We start from the raw sequence: 18,549 nt of genomic DNA, 5'->3' as shown, positions 1-18,549 counted from the left end.
CCTCCCCTGACAAGGGGAGGTCGGGAGGGGTTTGGTCCCAGTGCCGAATCGCGCCGCGAGTTGTTCATCGACAACGAACAGATCTTGAACAGGCGCTTACACAGGGCGGTTTTCGTAGGGATTACGCACCGGACCCATGGTGGCGACGAGTTCCTCGTAGGTACTCTTGATGTACTTGTTGTCGCCCTTGAACTTGAGACCCGCGCTGACCACCGCGTCCGTCTTGCCGCCGGTGTCGAGCTTCTTCAGGTCGGTCTTGTCCAGATAGAAGATCTCCAGCAGCTCGTTGTACACGGTGGCTTCGTCGATCGGCAGGATGTAGAAGGTCGCACCCGCGTAGTCGATGACGAACTTCTTCGACAGGTCGATGTTGTCGCAGTACAGGATCAGCTTGGTGTTGGGTCCGATGCTCTCGCCCAGGGTCTCGGCGAGCAGCTTGATGTAGCCGAAGGACAGCAGGAAGCCGGCGAAGAAGCTGAAGTGCGGTTCGCCCTCGTTGGCCGCGGCGATGACCTGCTCGCAGCACTTCTCGGGCGGACGCTTCTCGTCGGCCATCTGCTGCTGGAACTCGATGGCGATGTCGCCGCGGAAACCGATGCGGCCGGCGGTGGGGGTGGCGCCCTTGAACACCGCGTTGAGCAGGCGTCCTTCGGCTTCAAGGGGGGCAAAGACAGTGTTAGCGATGGTGCTCATGGTGATGATCCTTGTCGTTGCGAATGAAATCCGCGGTTTTGAAGAAGGCTTGCTCCAGTTGGGATTTGAGGGTCGCGTCCGGCACGACCTCTTCTAATGCCATGCGCATGCACAGCATCCAGGCATCGCGCTCGGCCGCCCCGATGGGGAAAGGCAGGTGCTTGCGCCGCAGGCGGGGGTGCCCACGCTCCACCGAGTAGGCCTGCGGACCGCCCATCCACTCGGTGAGGAAATTGACCAGGATGCGTTGCACCGGCCCGAGGTCGGCCGGATGCATCGCGCGGATGCCGGCCGCCTCGGGCTGCGTGCTCATGTGGTGATAGAAGCGCTCGACCAGCCGCGTGATCGCCTCGACTCCGCCGATGCGTTCGAAATGCGGGTTGCGCGACGCGGTGGCTGAAGCCACCGAGGGCGCAAGGTTCTGGCTGGCGTCCATTTCTTGCGTGCTCTCCTGCGGGTTCTCTCTGTCTTTAGGGCGGGGGCTTGCCACGGCCTCCCCAACGTGTGGGGAGGGGTGGCGCGCGTTTTCCCTGCTCGAAGCGGCCGAGGGTTCCCGGCCTGCTTCACACCCTGAACAGCAAGTGTCGTACCCGCCCCGCGCGATTGCGCGCGGAGCCCCGCCAATAGAGGGTTTGGCGTGTTTGTCGCAGGGCCGTGGGCGGACTGTCGGAGTAGTGCCGTATGGGACAGGTGGCGGATGCGATTGTCGGGATTGTCGGACGCGGACTATCGCCCCGATAGTTTCGTCCGCTTTTCCTGAAACCGCCTTCTGGCAAGGCTTTCCGGAATATCCGCCGGGTGTGGCACGCCAGTTGCTGAATGTGGCCTGCACCGACCATGTCTCGCCGACGAGTCGCTAACTTCGAAGAGCTACAAAAGCACGAGGGGCTGCATCCGGGGCACGGTAAATCGCGATTTTGGTCGCTGGCTCCCCAACACCAGCGTTCGCGGCAACTTAACTGCTCATTGATTCAGGAGATTCACATGTCAGACCTTCGTCAGATCGCCTTCTACGGCAAGGGTGGTATCGGCAAGTCCACCACCTCCCAAAACACCCTGGCCGCGCTGGCCGAATTGGGTCAGAAGATCCTCATCGTCGGCTGCGACCCCAAGGCCGACTCCACCCGCCTGATCCTGCACGCCAAGGCACAGGACACCATCCTGTCGCTGGCCGCTGAAGCCGGCTCGGTGGAAGACCTGGAAATCGAAGACGTCATGAAGGTCGGTTTCCGCGACATCCGCTGCGTGGAATCCGGTGGCCCGGAACCCGGCGTCGGCTGCGCCGGTCGTGGCGTGATCACTTCCATCAACTTCCTGGAAGAGAACGGCGCCTACGAAGGTGTCGACTACGTCTCCTACGACGTGCTGGGTGACGTGGTGTGCGGTGGCTTCGCCATGCCGATCCGCGAGAACAAGGCGCAGGAAATCTACATCGTCATGTCTGGCGAAATGATGGCCATGTACGCCGCCAACAACATCTCCAAGGGCATTCTGAAGTACGCCAACTCCGGTGGCGTGCGTCTGGGTGGCCTGGTCTGCAACGAGCGCAAGACCGACAAGGAATACGAACTGGCCGAGTCGCTGGCGAAGAAGCTGGGTACGCAACTGATCCACTTCGTGCCGCGCGACAACATCGTGCAACACGCTGAGCTGCGCCGCATGACGGTCATCGAGTACGCCCCGGATTCGGCCCAGGCCGGTCAGTACCGCACGCTCGCAGAGAAGGTCCACGCCAACAAGGGTAACGGTGTCATCCCGACGCCGATCACCATGGACGAGCTGGAAGACCTGCTGATGGAGCACGGCATCATGCAGCAGATCGACGAATCTCAAGTCGGCAAGGCCGCCGCAGCCGCTTAAGACGCGAGAGTCGAGGGTCGAGAGCCGGAGCACTGGCTCTCGCCTCACCAGCCAGCCGGCTCTCCTCCCTCCGCTCTCGAAAACGCAAGGAGTACTCCAACATGAGCATGACAATCGACGACAAGAAGGCCCAGAACGCAGCACTCATCGATGAGGTGCTGAAGGCCTACCCGGAAAAGACCGCCAAGAAGCGCGCCAAGCACCTCAACGTGCATGAAGAAGGCAAGCCCGATTGTGGCGTCAAGTCCAACATCAAGTCGCTGCCCGGTGTGATGACGATCCGTGGCTGCGCCTACGCCGGTTCCAAGGGCGTGGTGTGGGGTCCGATCAAGGACATGATCCACATCTCGCACGGTCCGGTCGGCTGTGGTCAGTACTCCTGGGCGGCACGCCGCAACTACTACATCGGTGTGACCGGTGTGGATACCTTCGTGACGATGCAATTCACCTCCGACTTCCAGGAGAAGGACATCGTCTTCGGCGGCGACAAGAAGCTGGAAGCCATCATGGACGAAATCCAGCAGCTCTTCCCCCTGAACAAGGGCATCACGGTGCAGTCGGAATGCCCGATCGGCCTGATCGGTGACGACATCGAGGCCGTGTCGAAGAAGAAGAGCAAGGAATACAACGGTCACACCATCGTGCCGGTGCGCTGTGAAGGCTTCCGTGGCGTGTCCCAGTCGCTGGGCCACCACATCGCCAACGACGCCGTGCGTGACTGGGTGTTCGACAAGACCGACCCGAACAAGCGTCCGGACTTCGTCTCCACCCCGTATGACGTGGCCATCATCGGCGACTACAACATCGGTGGCGACGCCTGGTCCAGCCGTATCCTGCTCGAAGAGATGGGCCTGCGCGTGATCGCCCAGTGGTCCGGCGACGGCACCATCGCCGAGCTGGAGAACACCCCGAAGGCCAAGCTCAACGTGCTGCACTGTTACCGCTCGATGAACTACATCAGCCGGCACATGGAAGAGAAGTACGGCATTCCCTGGGTCGAGTACAACTTCTTCGGCCCGTCCAAGATCGAAGCGTCCCTGCGCGAGATCGCCGCGCACTTCGACGACACCATCAAGGCCAATGCCGAGAAGGTCATCGCCAAGTACAAGCCGCTGATGCAGGCCGTCATCGACAAGTACCGTCCGCGTCTGGAAGGCAAGAAGGTCATGCTGTTCGTGGGCGGTCTGCGTCCGCGCCACGTGATCGGTGCCTATGAAGACCTGGGCATGGAAGTGGTCGGCACTGGCTACGAGTTCGGCCACAACGACGACTACCAGCGCACCACGCACTACGTGAAGGACGGCACGCTGATCTACGACGACGTGACCGGTTACGAGTTCGAGAAGTTCGTCGAGAAGATCAAGCCTGATCTGGTCGGTTCCGGCATCAAGGAAAAGTACGTGTTCCAGAAGATGGGCGTGCCCTTCCGTCAGATGCACAGCTGGGATTACTCCGGCCCGTACCACGGCTACGACGGCTTCGCCATCTTCGCGCGCGACATGGACATGGCCATCAACGCGCCGATCTGGGGTCTGTCGAAGGCCCCCTGGAAAAAGTAACCAGGTCCGGAGTGGGGGGCTGAGTCACGCCAGCCCTCACTCCTCACTCCTTACCCACCTAGCATTCAGGAGAATCACCATGCCCCAATCAGCCGACAAGGTCATTGACCACGAAATGCTCTTCCGCGAGCCTGAGTACCAGGAAATGCTCGCGAACAAGAAGAAGGAATTCGAGTTCAATCACCCCGATGCCAAGATCCAGGAAATCGTCCAATGGACGAAGACCGAGGATTACAAGGAAAAGAACTTCGCCCGCGAGAACCTCACGGTCAACCCGGCGAAGGCCTGCCAGCCGCTGGGTGCCGTGTTCGTCGCCAACGGCTTCCACAAGACCCTGTCGTTCGTTCATGGCTCGCAAGGCTGTGTGGCGTACTACCGCTCGCACTTCTCGCGCCACTTCAAGGAGCCGACCTCCTGCGTCAGCTCCTCGATGACCGAAGACGCAGCCGTGTTCGGTGGCCTGAACAACATGATCGACGGCCTGGCCAACAGCTACAACCTGTACAAGCCCGAGATGATCGCCGTCTCCACCACCTGCATGGCCGAGGTGATCGGTGACGACTTGAACGCCTTCATCAAGACCGCCAAGGAAAAGGGCAGTGTGCCGGCCGAGTACGACGTGCCTTTCGCCCACACCCCGGCCTTCGTCGGCAGCCACATCACCGGCTACGACAACGCGCTGCTGGGCGTGCTGCGCCACTTCTGGGATGGCAAGGCCGACACCGCGCCGAAGCTCACACGCGTGCCGGGTGAAGCCATCAACTTCATCGGTGGCTTCGACGGTTTCGTCGTCGGCAACATGAAAGAGATCAAGCGCATCATGGATCTCTTCGGTGTCGAGTACAACATCATCTGCGACCCGTCCGAAACCTGGGCCACGCCCACCGACGGCGAGTTCCGCATGTATGAAGGCGGCACCACCAAGGAAACCGTCGAGAAGGCGCTGAATGCCAAGGCGACCATCATCTTCCAGGAATACTCGTGCGAGAAGACCGCCAAGTTCATCGCCGAGCATGGTCAGGAAGTCGTGGTGTTGAACAGCCCGATCGGCGTGGCCGGTACCGACCGTTTCCTGATGGAAATCTCGCGCCTCACCGGCAAGCCGATCCCGGCAACGCTGGAGCGTGAGCGCGGTCTGCTGGTCGACGCCATGGCCGACTCCCAGGCCCACCTGCACGGCAAGCGCTTCGCCCTCTACGGCGACCCCGACTTCCTGCTGGGCCTGACCGAGTTCCTGCTGGAGCTGGGTGCCGAGCCGGCGCACGTGCTGGCCACCAACGGCGAGAAGGAATGGGCTGCCAAGGTTCAGCAGGTCTTCGACGCCTCGCAATTCGGCAAGAACTGCAAGGTCTACCCGAAGCGCGACCTGTGGCACATGCGTTCGCTGCTCTACACAGAGCCGGTCGACTTCCTGGTCGGCAACACCTACGGCAAGTACCTGGAGCGCGATACCGGCACCCCTCTGATCCGCCTGGTGTTCCCGATCTTCGATCGTCACCACTACCACCTGCGCCCCATCTGGGGTTATGAAGGCGGCATGCGTGTGCTGGTCGACCTGCTGGATGAGTTCTTCGAGTCTCTCGACGTCAACACCATCATCCCGGGTAAGACCGATTACTCCTACGACATCATCCGATAAGGCATTCGCCTACTGCGCGGCCCGATCTCGATCCTCCGGTGCTCGCTGTACTCCAGTACAGCTCCGCTCCTCAGATCGACCTCGGGCCGCTCGCTACGGCGACTGCCTTATCGGAGCGTTTGTGTAGGTTAAAAGAAGGCTTGTTGGAACCCCCGCCGGCAGGGGGGAGAGGGTGGCAGCAGACCGGGAGAGGGTAAGTCTCCAGTCTGGCTAGCCTTGACCACGGGCCGCTCGCGACGGCGACTGCCTTATCGGAGGGTTGGATGAGTGAAAGACGCAGTACGTAAATTGTTGTGGCTGCGTGGTCAGATTTCGAAGTTCCGGTGCGCTCTGACCTCCCGGTACAGCTCCGCTCCTCGCTTCGACCTCGTGTCGCTCGCAACGGCGACTGCTTATCGGGGCGTTTGTGCGGGTGAAAGTAGGCTTGATTGAACCCCTCTCCCGCAGGCGGGAGAGGGTGGCCGAAGGCCGGGAGAGGGTAAGTCCCCGGTCCGGTAAAGAGCGCTCGTTACGGCCTGGATTGCTGAGATCACGGCCGCGGGTACTTGCCGTCATTCCCGCGAAAGCGGGAATCCAGTGACGTTGAAAATCGTTGCGCAGTGGTGATGAATGCGTGCCCGTGAGCGATGGATTCTCCAGTCCCCTGCGCCGGCATGGGCAAACAGGTGTGATTCCGAGGCAGGAGGTGAGCCATGCTGATCAGTCACGACATTCTTGGTCCCAAGAGCTTCGCTTCCGTCATGCAGGACGCAGGCCTGGCGCTGGAAGAGCTTCCCATGGTGAGCTGGCCGCTGGGGGTGAAGGGGCGCAGCAGCGTGCAGCACTATTGCTACGTCTCCCCCAAGAGCGGGCAGACGGTGCACGTGTTGTCGTACTGCGAACCGCTGCTATCGAACGGGGCGCACCATGAAGTGTGGCAGTTCGACGCGCCGTTCAGCGAAGCGGAGGCGATTGCTTCGCTCGACAAGTACAGTTTCCACAACCGACACATGGGCTGAGCGGGATCGGCCGTCGCCCAGGACCCAGCTCAGGGAAGAATGCCGTATGGATGAACCGGCACGCCGCGACACCCTGCACTTCTTCAAGGATCGCTACGCTGCATTTTCTGCGACCTTGCAGCGAGACCTGTCCAGCGGACGTCTGTCCGAAACCCTGTTCGACCACGCCGATTCACAGTTTGAGGCGCGCGTCGCTGCCACCTGCCACGGTGCCGCACCGCTGGCCTGTCACAAAGGCTGCGCCACTTGTTGCAGCCTGCGTGTCACTGCCACCGCGCCCGAAGTGTTGCGCGTCGCCCGCCACTTGCGCGAGCGCGAGTCCCCCGACGTATGCGTGCGCCTCGTCCGGCGTTTGCTCGAAGCCGATGGCCTGACGCGTGATCTCGATGAGGGCGAGCGCGTGGCCTTGCGTCACCGCTGCCCCTTCATCGAGCGCGGCGCCTGTGTCATCTACCCGGTGCGCCCATTGGCCTGTCGTGGACATGCCTCCCACTCCAGGCGCGCCTGCGTGCAGGCAGCAGCCGGCCGCGCTGACAGCGTGCCCTACTCGGTGGCCCATCGCGACGCACGCAGCCTGGTGCAGAACGCCTTGCAGTCCGCTTTGCGCGACGCGGGGCTTGGCTGGGCCAACTACGAGCTCAACCACAGCCTGCGCATCGCGCTCTCCGAGCCCGAGGCCGAAGCCCGCTACCTGGGCGGGGAAGATCTCTTCGCGGCGGCGAGCGTGCACGAGCTGAGTCCAGCCGAGATGGCGGAGGGCTTCGAGCAGATCAAGCGCCTGACCGCGCACTCTCCCGCTTTCGGCTGAGGCCGGTCTGTCGGGTGGGTTCGGCGACACCCCATCGCTTCTCGTACCCGGCATGGTGCTGGGCGGGGAGCCCGGCGAAGCACCTTGGCCAAGAGACCAAATTAAACACGTCCTTCATGCCCGGACGGCTATCATGCCGCTCCCCCTGGAAGTGATCCCCCATGATTTCCGTCCGTAATGTCACCTTGCGCCGTGGCGTCAAGGTCGTGCTCGACCGCGCATCCGTCACCTTCACCCCGGGCGAGAAGATTGGCCTGGTGGGTCGCAATGGCGCTGGCAAGTCCTCCTTCTTCGGTCTCCTGAACGGCACGCTGCATGAGGACAGCGGCGAATTCTCCATTCCTGCCGCCTGGCGCATGGGGCAGGTCGCGCAAGACATGCCGGAGACCGAGCAGAGCGCGACCGATTTCGTGATCGAGGGCGATACCGTGCTGATGGCGGCGCGGGCCGAGGTGGCGGCTGCCGAGGCCAGCGACGATGGCATGCGCATGGCACATGCCTACATGGACCTGCACGACGTGGGTGAGCATGACGCGGCGTCGCGCGCGCAGGCGTTGATTCTGGGGCTGGGCTTTTCGAGCGCCCAGCTCGCCGAGCCGGTCAACAGTTTCTCGGGCGGCTGGCGCATGCGCCTGCAACTGGCGCGCGCACTGATGTGCCCGTCCGATCTGCTCCTGCTCGACGAGCCCACCAACCACCTGGACCTCGACGCACTGGTCTGGCTGGAAGCCTGGCTCAAGCGCTACCCCGGCACCCTGGTGGTGATCAGCCACGACCGCGAGTTCCTCGACGCGGTGACCCAGGTGACGGTGCACGTCGACAACGCCAAGCTCGTGCGCTACGGCGGCAACTACAGCAAGTTCGAAGACATGCGCGCCGAGCAGCTCGTGCTGCAGCAGGCCGCCATGGCCAAGCAGGCCGACAAGATCGCCCACCTGCAGAAGTTCATCGACCGTTTCAAAGCCAAGGCCTCCAAGGCCAAGCAGGCGCAGAGCCGGGTCAAGGCGCTGGAGCGCATGGAGAAGATCGCCCCGGTGCTGGCCGACGCGGAGTTCAACTTCGAATTCAAGGAGCCGCTCAATGTCCCGAACCCGATGCTCTCGATGCTGGATGCGAGCTTCGGCTACCCGCCGCCGGCCGACGCGCCGGAGGGCACGCCGCCCACGGTGATCGTGCGCGGCATCAACCGCTCGGTGCTGGCAGGGCAGCGGATCGGCATCCTCGGCGCCAACGGCCAGGGCAAGTCCACGCTGGTCAAGACCGTGGCGCATGCGCTGGCGCCCATCGCCGGTGAAGTCAGTGAAGGCAAGGGCCTCAACATCGGCTACTTCGCGCAGCAAGAACTGGACGTGCTCGACCCGGCGGCGTCACCGCTGCTGCACATGACTCGCCTGGCCAAGGACACTCCGTACCACCTGCGCGCACCGGGCCAGAGCGGCACCGAGCAATCTCTGCGCACCTTCCTCGGCACCTTCAACTTCAGCGGCGACATGGTGCACCAGGCCGTCGGCACCATGAGTGGCGGCGAGAAGGCACGCCTGGTGCTGTGCATGATCGTGTGGCAACGCCCCAACCTGCTGCTGCTCGACGAACCCACCAACCACCTCGACCTCGCCACCCGCGAAGCACTGGGCGTGGCGCTCAACGAGTTCGAAGGCACGGTGATGCTGGTCAGCCACGACCGCGCCCTGCTGCGCGCCGTGTGCGACGAGTTCTGGCTGGTCACCCGCGGCAGCGTCGAGCCCTACGACGGCGACCTGGACGACTACCAGAAATTCCTGCTCGAAGAAGCTCGTCGCATGCGGGAACAGGCGGCGGCTTGAGGCGGCGCGAGGCTTGGCTGGCAGTCATTCTTTGGGTGGGCACGGTGTGCCCACGCGTACCGTGTACGAAACGCTGATCTTTTAACTTACCGCGGTTGTTGTGTTAAAAATAGGCGTTTTCTTTAACACGACAAGTCGCTCATGTTAAAACCGAGCTATGTCATACCGGACCTGCCACCCTCCGGCATCGACTTCGATGCGCCGCCGCTGCTGAAGGCACTCGCGCTGGCACATCGGCACCTAGCGGAGCTGAAGGGGTGTGCCAAGAGCATCCCGAATCAGGGGATTCTGGTGAGCACCTTGTCGCTGCAGGAGGCCAAGGCCAGCTCGGAGATCGAGAGCTTTGTCACCACGCAGGACGAACTGTTCCAGGCGGACTCGCAACTGGTCGCGCCATGGGTGTCGCCGGCGGCCAAGGAGGTATCGCGTTATCGCGAAGCCCTGATGTATGGCTATGAACAGATGCGCAAGCAGCAGGGTTTGCTGACCAATAGCCTGTTGATCGGTCTGTTCCAGATGCTGAAAAACAGTGCGGAAACGTTTCGTCAGGCACCCGGTACCGTGCTCAAGAACGACAGAACGGGGCAGACCGTATTCGTGCCCCCTCAAGAAACGGCCAGCATCCTGCAGCACATGGATGCGCTGGAGCGCTTCATCAACACCGAGGACGATGGACTGGATGCTCTGCTGAAGATGGCGCTGATCCATCACCAGTTCGAAAGCATCCATCCCTTCAGCGATGGCAACGGCCGGATTGGGCGGATCGTGTGCGTGCTCTACCTGAGCAAGGCGGGCTTGTTGGAAGCGCCGGTGCTGTACCTGTCGCGCTTCATCAATAAGCACAAGACGGACTATTACCGTCTGCTGCAGGCCGTGCGTGACGAGGGACGCTGGCAGGAGTGGCTGATGTTCATGCTGCAGGCGGTGGCAGAAACGGCGCAGGCCACGGTGGTACTGGTGGAGGGCATGCGGGAACTGATGGCCAGCACCAAGCAGCGTTTCCGGCAACAGTTGCCGAAGCTGTACTCGCAGGATCTATTGAACAACCTGTTCCGCCATCCCTATACGCGCATCGAATTCGTGCAGCACGATCTGGGCGTGACGCGCCAGACGGCGGCCAAGTATCTGAAGCAACTTGCGGCGGAAGGTATCGTGCAGGAGTTCGCGCAGGGCAAGCACATCTATTTCATCAACACCCCGCTGGTGCGTCTGCTGACGCAAGGCGAAGAGTGATGGCGCTGCAGTCGCCGGCAGTCATGGAGCAAGCACGGCTGGTTCAACTACTGCTGGTTGCGGCTTGAGGCTGAGCGAGGCTCGGCTGTTATACGTAGGGTAATGGGCACGGTGTGCCCACGCGGAATGTGATCGGGCGTGTTTCTAAGCGCGTGGGCTCGCCGAGCCCACCCTACCGGACTTCTGAGCTCCCTACTGTTCGTCCTCACTGTCCAGCGCGTAGGGCGGAACGCAAAGCGGTTCCGCTGGCCACCGTCAGGTGGCATCTTGCCTTCGTTGAAGGCCCATGGCGGAACCTCCTGCGGATTTCCGCCCTACGTCTCGTCCAGCTCCACCTCCAGCATCTCCCCATTCACCCGGATTGGGTACTCGGCAAGCTCGCAGCCGGTCGGGGAAAGCCCTTCCCCAGTATGCCCATCGAATACCCAGCCGTGCGCCGCGCAGATCAGGGTGTTGCCGTTAAAGATACCTTTGTTGAGCGACACATCCTCGTGCGGGCAGCGTGCGTCGAAGGCGCGTGGGCGGCCGCCCTCTGGCCACAGGATGATGATCTCCTGCCCGTCGGCGCGACAGGGCACGGCCTCGCCGGGGGAGAGCAGGGATTTCTTGCAGAGGGTGGTCCAGGTCATGGTGGTGGGTGACGGCCGGCGGGGCCGACCGTCACGATACTGATGTGACTTAGAAGCCGTAACAAAATGGAGTGAAGCGTAGCGAAACGGTTCTGGCTAGGCGCGCCGACGCAGACAGTACAGGTAGTACGGCAAGGAGGCGCAACAACGTCAGAACCATTTTGTTACGGCTTCTTAGGCGGGGTCCAGCACCAGGCCGAACTCTGGCGCAATCAGCTTGAGCCAGCCGTCCAGGCGTTCGGCGTTCTGGTCAGGCTGGGTGTCGTTGTCCAGCGCCAGGCCGACGAACTTGCCGTCGATGACGGCTTGCGACACGTCGAAGCTGTAGCCGTCGGTGGGCCAGGCGCCAACGATCTTGGCGCCGGCGCCCTTGAAGAAGTCGTAGAGGTGGATCATGCCGTCGACGAATTCATGGGCGTAGGTTTCCTGGTCGCCGAGGCCGAAGATGGCCACCGTCTTGCCGGCGAAGCTCGCGCCCTTGAACTTCTCGATCGCCTCGGCCCAGCTCTCTTCGTCGCACTCGGCTTCGATGCCAGGCAGCAGGCCGTCGCCCAGGGTGGGGGTGCCGACGATCAGGTAGTCGTACTTGAGCAGGTCTTCCACCGTGGCCTTGTTGATGTTGACCGGGTCGGCCATGGTGTCGTCGTCGAAGCGCTTCTTGATCTGCTTGGCGATCTTGCGCGTGCTGCCGCTGTTGGTGCCGAAGAAGATGCCGATGCGGGCCATGATGTGTTCTCCTGAAGTTGGGCGGCCTTAGGCCGCGAGGGGTTCTGAAAGTCCGGCCGCGTCCTGGTCGAGGCCGCGGAAGATGGCGCAGCGCCGGAACACCTCCAGCGTGGGTGCGCAGTGTTTGTGTTGGCAGTACTTGGCGACGAGCTTGGCCAGCCCCTTGATGTCGCGCCCGCTGGACTGCGGGAACAGCGTGGCCAGGGTGGCGAGCAGGCTGTCGTCCAGCGCCAGGCCGAACTGGTCGGCCATCACGCGCCAGATGCGCGCGCGCGCGGCTTCGTCCGGCGGCACGTATTTGATGAGTGCGATGCAGCGCGACACGATGGCCTCGTCGATGTCGTCGACGCGGTTGGTGGTCAGGAACAGCAGGCCGTTGAAGTACTCCAGCACGCGCAGGAAGACGCCGACCACCGCGTTCATGGTCATGTCGTCATCGCGCCGCTTGATGTACACGTCGGCCTCGTCGATCAGCATCACCGCGCCCCAGCGCTGCGCGCGGGTCAGCACATCCTTCAACGCGCCTTCCATCGCGGCCACGTTGAGCCCGAGCTGACCCGAGTGCACGCGGTACAAGGGGCGGCGGATGATCTCGGAGTACACCTCGGCGGTGAGGGTCTTGCCCACGCCGGGTGGCCCGGCACACAGCACCGTGGTGCCGCCCGACTTGCCGGCCACGATGTCGTCCATCAGCACGTCCATCTCGGCGGTGAGGATGTCGATCAGGTCAGTCTGCTCGGGGGGCAGCACCAGCTTCTGCTTCAGGTCGGGCTGGTAGGCATAGGGCTCAATGTCCTCGACGTGCACCCACAGGTAGTGGTGCAGATCGAGGTGGAACATCAGCACGAAGGGGTGGATCGGCAGTTGCGAGAACAGGCCGGCGGGCAGCGCCGCCTGTTCGGCCGCGACCTCGTCTTCGTTTTCGTAGCGGTTGCTCTTGGCGGCCCGGCGCAGGTAGGGGCCGAGGATGTCGCCCGGGGCGTCCAGCGTCAGCGTGCGCGAGCTGAGAATGCCTTCGTCATTGACCAGACGGGCCTTTCCGCCGCTGGCGGAGAGCACGATCTGGTCCTTGCGCGACCAGTCGGTGTCGCGGTGCGAGGCGTTGGGGTCTTCGGCGTAGAAGCCGATGCCCTGACCGGAGAACTGTTCGCCGTAGCGACCGCGCCACTCGTAGTAGCGCTCGACCATGCGGTCATACTCGGCGATCAGCGCAGGCGTTTCCTTCAGGAAGCCCTTGGCGAGAAACAGCTCGCCCACCGTCTTGCCGGCGGCGTCACTCGCGTAGATGCGGATCACCTGGGTCGCCAGCGTGGCCTTGGCATTGGCCTTGAGTTCGATGAAGACCTTGCCGGTTTCGTCGTTCGAGGGCGGGGTGTAGTCCAGGCGGGTGACGACATAGGGCAGGGGGCGCGTGGTCTGGTTGGCCGAGAACAGCCAGCCGCGCAGTGCGTCGCGTGCGAGGTAGCGGGCTATGGCGGGGACCACAGCCTCCAGCTCGCCGGCGGCAAAGCGCGGGCCTTCGTCGGCCAGCGCCGCGCGCAAGGTGGCCAGGTGGGTGGCGCGCGCCTGCAGGGCCGGGCCGCCCTCGCTGTAGAGCTGCCCGAGGGCACCCAGGGCTTCGCCCGAAAGCTGCTGGACGCCGATCTCCACCCGCTCCGAAAAACGCAGTTGCTCGGCCAGGGGCTGCAGGTCGGGGAAGCGCGCGATCAGCGCCTCGGCGTACTTGCGTTCGATCATCAGCTTCATCGTGTGCGCCCTCAGTTCAGTACGCGCTCTTCCGCGTCTTCATCGTCACTGGCCTGCGGCAAGCTGCTGGTCGGGCTGGCCTGGTGGTGGACCATCAGCCAGCGCGCACCGACGCGACGGAACAGGTTGGTGGCGATCAGTGCGCCCTCGCCGAAGACCTCGTAGCAGATGACGAAGGCGGCGTCGCCCATCATCACGCAGCGCAGGCCGCGCACTTCGGTCGGCGGGTGGTTTTCCGGGTTGGCGAAGATGCGCGCCCAGGTCTGCATGATCTCGCCGCGTTCATGCAGCGCCGGCCAGCCGGGGTGGATGCAGGCCACCGAACCTTCGCCAAGCCACACCGCGTCCATGGCCGCCAGGTCGCGGTCGGCAAAGGCGCGGTAGAAGGCTTCATTGGCGAACAGCACGGCTTCACGGCTCATCAGCGCACGACCACCGGAATGGCGAGCGAGGCGCGGCGGCCCAGTTGGGTGTCGACCTTGCGGCGCACGTTCTCCAGCTTCAGTGGCCGCAGCAGGGTGCTGTTGGCGCCCAGCGCCAAGGCCTCTTTCACCACCGGTTCGTCGGCGTCGAAGCAGACGATCAGGATGCGCAGCTCCGGCAGCGCTTCACGCAGGCGCGTCACCACGCCGGCCCCTTCCGCTTCCAGCACGCTGGCGCCCAGCAGGGCCAGCTCGGGCGGCCAGCCGGCCGCCTTGGCAATGGCTTCATCGGGGGTGGCGAAGACATGCGTCTCCATCTCGTCGGCCAGCATGAACTGCAGGCCCGCGCTGACCACATCGTCGTTGTCGATGACGAACACGCGCCGGTTCTCGACCGCGCGCTGGCTATCCACACCAATCTGCATGGGGCACCTCTCTGTCTGCGAGACGCCTTGGGGGCAGGCGCTCGTCTTTGCCAGAGGCGTTCAGCAAGCTTCGTTCCGCTTCGCGGGAAGCCGCATGGCTGCGAGGTGGGTGCGTCATCGCTCCGTCGTCTTTGTTGGAGGCGTGTCGCGTTTGTCGCGCTGCGGCGAATGCGCGTGTGCGCAGCGGGCCCGCCTTGTCGCCGCGCATGGGCGGCTGGGCGAGGCGTCGCAGCCGAGCGGCACGCTAGCTGCTAGGTGCTGTTCGTTCCGTCCTCAGCCCCCCAGGAGAACGATATGGCTACGACATTCATCAAGAGCACCCAGGATGGCCGCCGCGTGGAAGTGATCGACGGCGCGATCTGTCTGGACGGCCGCTTCGAAGCGAAGGAATTGATCCAGGTGGCGGAGCACCCGAACCGTCAGGCGATTCTGCAGGCGCTGCCCGGCGCCACCCACATGGCTGGCCGCCTGCCGCTGACCGCGGAAGAGGCGACCAAGGCGCAGGACGCGATGTTCGCCGAGAAGCGCGCCATCGACCTCTCACCGCAGGCCATCGACCGTCGCTTGCGCGAGGCGATGTTCTATCGCGCCAAGATGGAAGGCATCGAGTAGGAAGCGCTAGAAAAATGGTTCTGGCGTTGTTGCGCCTCCTTGCCGTACCACTTGTACTGTCTTCGTCGGCGCGCCTAGCCAGAACCGTTTCGCTTCGCTCCACTCCATTTTTCTAGCGCTTCCTCACGTCGGGTTGAGCCCCTCCAATCCCGACAAACCCGCCCCGACAAAGCTGCCACGGGGTGTCGTGAGCAAACCCGGAAACCAAGCCGCCATGCGGCATCGCAGCGAGTGGCACCAATCCTGCTGATGCAGGGTGCCAGCGCGACAGAGAGGATGGTGAATCATGGATGCGCGAGTTTCCGCCAAGATCCAGGACGTGTTCGAAGAACCGGCCTGCGAGCACAACCAGAACAAATCCGCCAAGGAAAAGAAGAAGGGCTGCACCAAGCAGCTCTCGCCCGGTGCGGCCGCGGGTGGTTGCGCGTTCGACGGCGCCAAGATCGCGCTGCAGCCCATCGTCGATGTGGCGCACCTCGTGCATGGGCCCATCGCCTGCGAGGGCAACTCCTGGGACAACCGCACCTCCTTCTCCAGCGGTGCCACGCTGTACCGCACGGGCTTCACCACCGACATTAACGAACTCGACGTCATCTACGGCGGCGAGAAGCGTCTGTTCAAGTCGGTCAAGGAAATCGTGGAGAAGTACAACCCGCCGGCCGTCTTCGTCTACCAGACCTGCGTGACCGCGCTGATCGGCGACGACATCGAGGCGGTGTGCAAGAAGGCCACCGAGAAGTTCGGCACGCCGGTGATCCCGGTGAACTCGCCCGGCTTCGTCGGCCCCAAGAATCTCGGCAACAAGCTCGGCGCCGAAGCGCTGCTCGATTACGTGATCGGCACCGAAGAGCCGGAGTACACCACGCCCTACGACATCAACATCATCGGCGAGTACAACCTGTCCGGTGAGCTGTGGCAGATCAAGCCGCTGCTCGATGCCTTGGGGGTGCGCATCCTATCGTGCATCTCGGGCGACGGGCGCTACAAGGAGGTGGCCTACAGCCATCGCGCCAAGGCTTCGATGATGGTGTGCTCGAAGTCGATGATCAACATCGCGCGCAAGATGGAAGAGCGCTACGACATCCCCTTCTTCGAGGGCAGCTTCTACGGCATCGGCGACATGAGCGAGACCCTGCGCGAGATCGCCCGCCTGCTGATCCAGAAGGGCGCGCCGGAAGATCTGCGTGAGCGCACCGAGGCGCTGATCGCCATCGAGGAGAAGCGCGCCTGGGAGCGGATTGCGAGCTACCGCCCGCGCCTCGAAGGCAAGAAGGTGCTGCTCATTACCGGCGGGGTGAAGAGCTGGTCGGTGGTCGCCGCGCTGCAGGAAGCCGGGCTCGAAGTGGTCGGCACCAGCGTCAAGAAGTCGACCAAGGAAGACAAGGAAAAGATCATGGAGTTGATGGGTCAGGACGCCCACATGATCGACGACATGACCCCGCGCGAGATGTACAAGATGCTCAAGGACGCGCAGGCAGACATCATGCTCTCTGGCGGGCGCAGCCAGTTCATCGCGCTCAAGGCCAAGATGCCCTGGCTCGACATCAACCAGGAGCGGCACCACGCCTATGCCGGTTACGAAGGCATGGTGAAGCTGGTCGAAGAGATCGACAAGGCGCTCTACAACCCGATCTGGGAACAGGTACGGCGGCCGGCGCCGTGGGAAGTGGCGGTCGCGCCTGCGATCGAGCAGGCGGCGTGAGGGAGGCGGTGATGGATACCGATATTGGTTTCGCTTTTGCCATTGGCTATTGCCTCGCGGTGGCCAGTTTGGGTTTTCTGTACCTGCGCGCAGCTCAGGAGCTGTTCCTCTTGTGTCGCAGCAGAGCAACCCCCCCGACCCCCCTTGTCAGGGGGGCGTACGGTGGCGCGTCTTGGTGTGCTCCTCCCCTGACAAGGGGAGGGTGGGAGGGGTTTCACGCAGGCAGGGGAGGCCGCCGTGGCTAGCGTCCTCGAATCCAAGAAAGCCTGCGCGGTCAATCCGCTCAAGATGAGCCAGCCGCTGGGGGCCTGCTACGCCTTCATGGGCCTGGACAACTGCATGCCCATGATGCACGGATCGCAGGGCTGCACCTCCTTCGGCCTGGTGCTGCTGGTGCGCCACTTCAAGGAGGCGATCCCGCTGCAGACCACTGCGATGAACGAGGTCAGCACCATCCTCGGTGGCTTCGAGAACATCGAGCAGGCGGTACTCAACATCAAGAAGCGGGCGAACCCCTCTGTCATTGCGATTGCCTCGACCGGGCTCACCGAGACCAAGGGCGACGATGTTGATGGTTATTTGAAGCGCATCCGCGCCAAGCACGACGAGACGCTGGAAGGCACGCAGATCGTCTACGTGTCGACGCCGGACTACGTGGGCGCGCTGGAAGATGGCTGGGGGCGTGCGGTGCTGGCGCTGGTCGAGGCCTTCGCCCAGCCCTCGGCACTCAAGGAGACCAAGCAGGTCAATCTGCTGCCGGGCAGTCATCTGACCCCGGCGGACATCGACGAGCTGCGCGAGATCATCGCCTCCTTCGGCCTCAAGGCCATCGTGCTGCCGGACATCTCCGGCTCGCTCGACGGCCACATCCCTGAGAACTTCACGCCGACCACGCTGGGCGGTACCACGCTGGCCGAGCTCAAGAGCATGGGCGCCTCGATCGCCACGATTGCGGTCGGTACCCAGATGACGGCCGCGGCTACCGCACTGGAAGACAAGGCCGGCGTGCCATTCCGCGTGTTCGACCGGCTCACTGGTCTGGGTGCGGTGGACGAGCTCATGGCTTATCTCACCGAAGTGTCCGGCCAGCCCGTCGCCACCAAGTACCGTCGCCAGCGCGGCCAGTTACAGGACGCCATGCTCGACGCCCACTTCTGGGTTGGCGGCAAGAAGTTCGCCATCGGCGCCGAGCCCGATCTGCTGTATGCGCTTGGAATGACGGCCTACGAGATGGGCGCCCAGGTCACGGCTGCCGTGACCACCACGCAATCCGCCGTACTGGCGGGCATGCCGTGTGAAGAGGTGCTGATCGGCGACCTGGAAGACCTGGAGACGCGCGCCAAGGCCACGGGTGCCGAGGTCTTCGTGACCCATTCGCACGGCCGTCAGGGTGCGGCGCGCCTGGGCATCCCGCTGCTGCGCACCGGCCTGCCGATGTTCGACCGCCTGGGGGCCTCGCATGTCTGCCTGGTGGGTTATCGCGGCACGCGCGAGCTGATCACCCTGTGGGCCAACACCTTCCTCGAAGCCGAACATGTCGCCATTCCGCAGGACTGGCCGCTGCCGGCCGAAAGCCTGGCTGCCGCCAAGGGCGAGAGCGGCTGTGGAACCGGATGCGGTTGTGGCGGCAGCGCCCCGACCGAACAGTCGGAAATTCAATTTTCCTAGGAGCAG

At 63.4% G+C, this 18,549-nt stretch carries 17 protein-coding genes; 10 read left to right on the top strand and 7 right to left on the bottom strand.

Translation table 11 applies throughout. The annotated features are described in order from the left end of the window. Positions 1-96: 96 nt before the first annotated feature. Together NMB43_RS18050 and NMB43_RS18045 are read right to left on the bottom strand one after the other, a co-directional pair. Entirely contained in the window at positions 97-693 is a 597-nt protein-coding gene (locus NMB43_RS18050; protein ID WP_494349554.1) for a hypothetical protein, read from the bottom strand. Continuing rightward, positions 677-1,129 carry a group II truncated hemoglobin gene (locus tag NMB43_RS18045; protein ID WP_494349553.1) on the bottom strand — a complete coding sequence of 151 codons (453 nt, stop codon included), beginning with the start codon at positions 1,127-1,129 and terminating at the stop codon, positions 677-679. Before NMB43_RS18045 ends, NMB43_RS18050 begins: the two co-directional genes overlap by 17 nt. A gap of 548 nt (positions 1,130-1,677) precedes the next feature. On the opposite strand from NMB43_RS18045, the gene nifH reads away from it, so the two are divergent. From nifH to NMB43_RS18010, 7 genes are all read left to right on the top strand, one after another. Next, positions 1,678-2,553, top strand: a complete 876-nt coding sequence (gene nifH / locus NMB43_RS18040; RefSeq protein WP_494349552.1) for a nitrogenase iron protein — start codon at positions 1,678-1,680, stop codon at positions 2,551-2,553. Positions 2,554-2,654: 101 nt separating this feature from the next. Beyond that, on the top strand, positions 2,655-4,112 hold the full coding sequence (gene nifD / locus NMB43_RS18035; RefSeq protein ID WP_494349551.1) for a nitrogenase molybdenum-iron protein alpha chain: 1,458 nt from the start codon (positions 2,655-2,657) through the stop codon (positions 4,110-4,112). Positions 4,113-4,191: 79 nt separating this feature from the next. Continuing rightward, on the top strand, positions 4,192-5,751 hold the full coding sequence (gene nifK / locus NMB43_RS18030; protein ID WP_494349550.1) for a nitrogenase molybdenum-iron protein subunit beta: 1,560 nt from the start codon (positions 4,192-4,194) through the stop codon (positions 5,749-5,751). Between the two features lie 692 nt (positions 5,752-6,443). Then, complete coding sequence (locus NMB43_RS18025) at positions 6,444-6,749, top strand: hypothetical protein (RefSeq protein ID WP_494349549.1); 306 nt, start codon at positions 6,444-6,446, stop codon at positions 6,747-6,749. A gap of 46 nt (positions 6,750-6,795) precedes the next feature. Then, a complete protein-coding gene (locus tag NMB43_RS18020) occupies positions 6,796-7,557 on the top strand; it encodes a YkgJ family cysteine cluster protein (RefSeq protein WP_494349548.1) in 762 nt (253 codons plus the stop codon). A gap of 161 nt (positions 7,558-7,718) precedes the next feature. Next, positions 7,719-9,380 (top strand): ABC-F family ATP-binding cassette domain-containing protein, encoded by a 1,662-nt coding sequence (locus NMB43_RS18015; protein WP_494349547.1) that lies wholly within the window; start codon positions 7,719-7,721, stop codon positions 9,378-9,380. Positions 9,381-9,521: 141 nt separating this feature from the next. Beyond that, positions 9,522-10,613 carry a Fic family protein gene (locus NMB43_RS18010; protein WP_494349546.1) on the top strand — a complete coding sequence of 364 codons (1,092 nt, stop codon included), beginning with the start codon at positions 9,522-9,524 and terminating at the stop codon, positions 10,611-10,613. Between the two features lie 314 nt (positions 10,614-10,927). Here the strand turns inward: NMB43_RS18010 and NMB43_RS18005 are convergent, their stop codons facing one another. From NMB43_RS18005 to NMB43_RS17985, 5 genes are all read right to left on the bottom strand, one after another. Further along, positions 10,928-11,242, bottom strand: a complete 315-nt coding sequence (locus NMB43_RS18005) for a Rieske 2Fe-2S domain-containing protein (protein WP_494349545.1) — start codon at positions 11,240-11,242, stop codon at positions 10,928-10,930. Positions 11,243-11,416: 174 nt separating this feature from the next. Then, entirely contained in the window at positions 11,417-11,968 is a 552-nt protein-coding gene (locus NMB43_RS18000) for a flavodoxin (protein ID WP_494349544.1), read from the bottom strand. Positions 11,969-11,995: 27 nt separating this feature from the next. Then, positions 11,996-13,714 carry an AAA family ATPase gene (locus tag NMB43_RS17995; RefSeq protein WP_494349543.1) on the bottom strand — a complete coding sequence of 573 codons (1,719 nt, stop codon included), beginning with the start codon at positions 13,712-13,714 and terminating at the stop codon, positions 11,996-11,998. Between the two features lie 11 nt (positions 13,715-13,725). After that, the gene (locus NMB43_RS17990; protein WP_494349542.1) at positions 13,726-14,136 is read right to left on the bottom strand and encodes a nuclear transport factor 2 family protein; all 411 of its coding nucleotides are present in this window, start codon (positions 14,134-14,136) and stop codon (positions 13,726-13,728) included. After that, on the bottom strand, positions 14,136-14,561 hold the full coding sequence (locus NMB43_RS17985) for a response regulator (RefSeq protein WP_494349541.1): 426 nt from the start codon (positions 14,559-14,561) through the stop codon (positions 14,136-14,138). The genes NMB43_RS17990 and NMB43_RS17985 overlap by 1 nt, the downstream gene beginning before the upstream one ends. 294 nt (positions 14,562-14,855) lie before the next feature. Between NMB43_RS17985 and NMB43_RS17980 the strand changes: the two genes are divergently transcribed. From NMB43_RS17980 to nifN, 3 genes are all read left to right on the top strand, one after another. After that, complete coding sequence (locus NMB43_RS17980) at positions 14,856-15,173, top strand: hypothetical protein (protein WP_494349540.1); 318 nt, start codon at positions 14,856-14,858, stop codon at positions 15,171-15,173. Positions 15,174-15,459: 286 nt separating this feature from the next. Continuing rightward, a complete protein-coding gene (nifE, locus tag NMB43_RS17975) occupies positions 15,460-16,875 on the top strand; it encodes a nitrogenase iron-molybdenum cofactor biosynthesis protein NifE (protein WP_494349539.1) in 1,416 nt (471 codons plus the stop codon). 237 nt (positions 16,876-17,112) lie between these two features. Further along, the gene (gene nifN, locus NMB43_RS17970) at positions 17,113-18,543 is read left to right on the top strand and encodes a nitrogenase iron-molybdenum cofactor biosynthesis protein NifN (protein ID WP_494349538.1); all 1,431 of its coding nucleotides are present in this window, start codon (positions 17,113-17,115) and stop codon (positions 18,541-18,543) included. Positions 18,544-18,549 lie beyond the last annotated feature (6 nt).

The organism is Uliginosibacterium sangjuense, from assembly GCF_059132465.1.
This window is presented reverse-complemented; position numbering and strand designations above follow the sequence as displayed.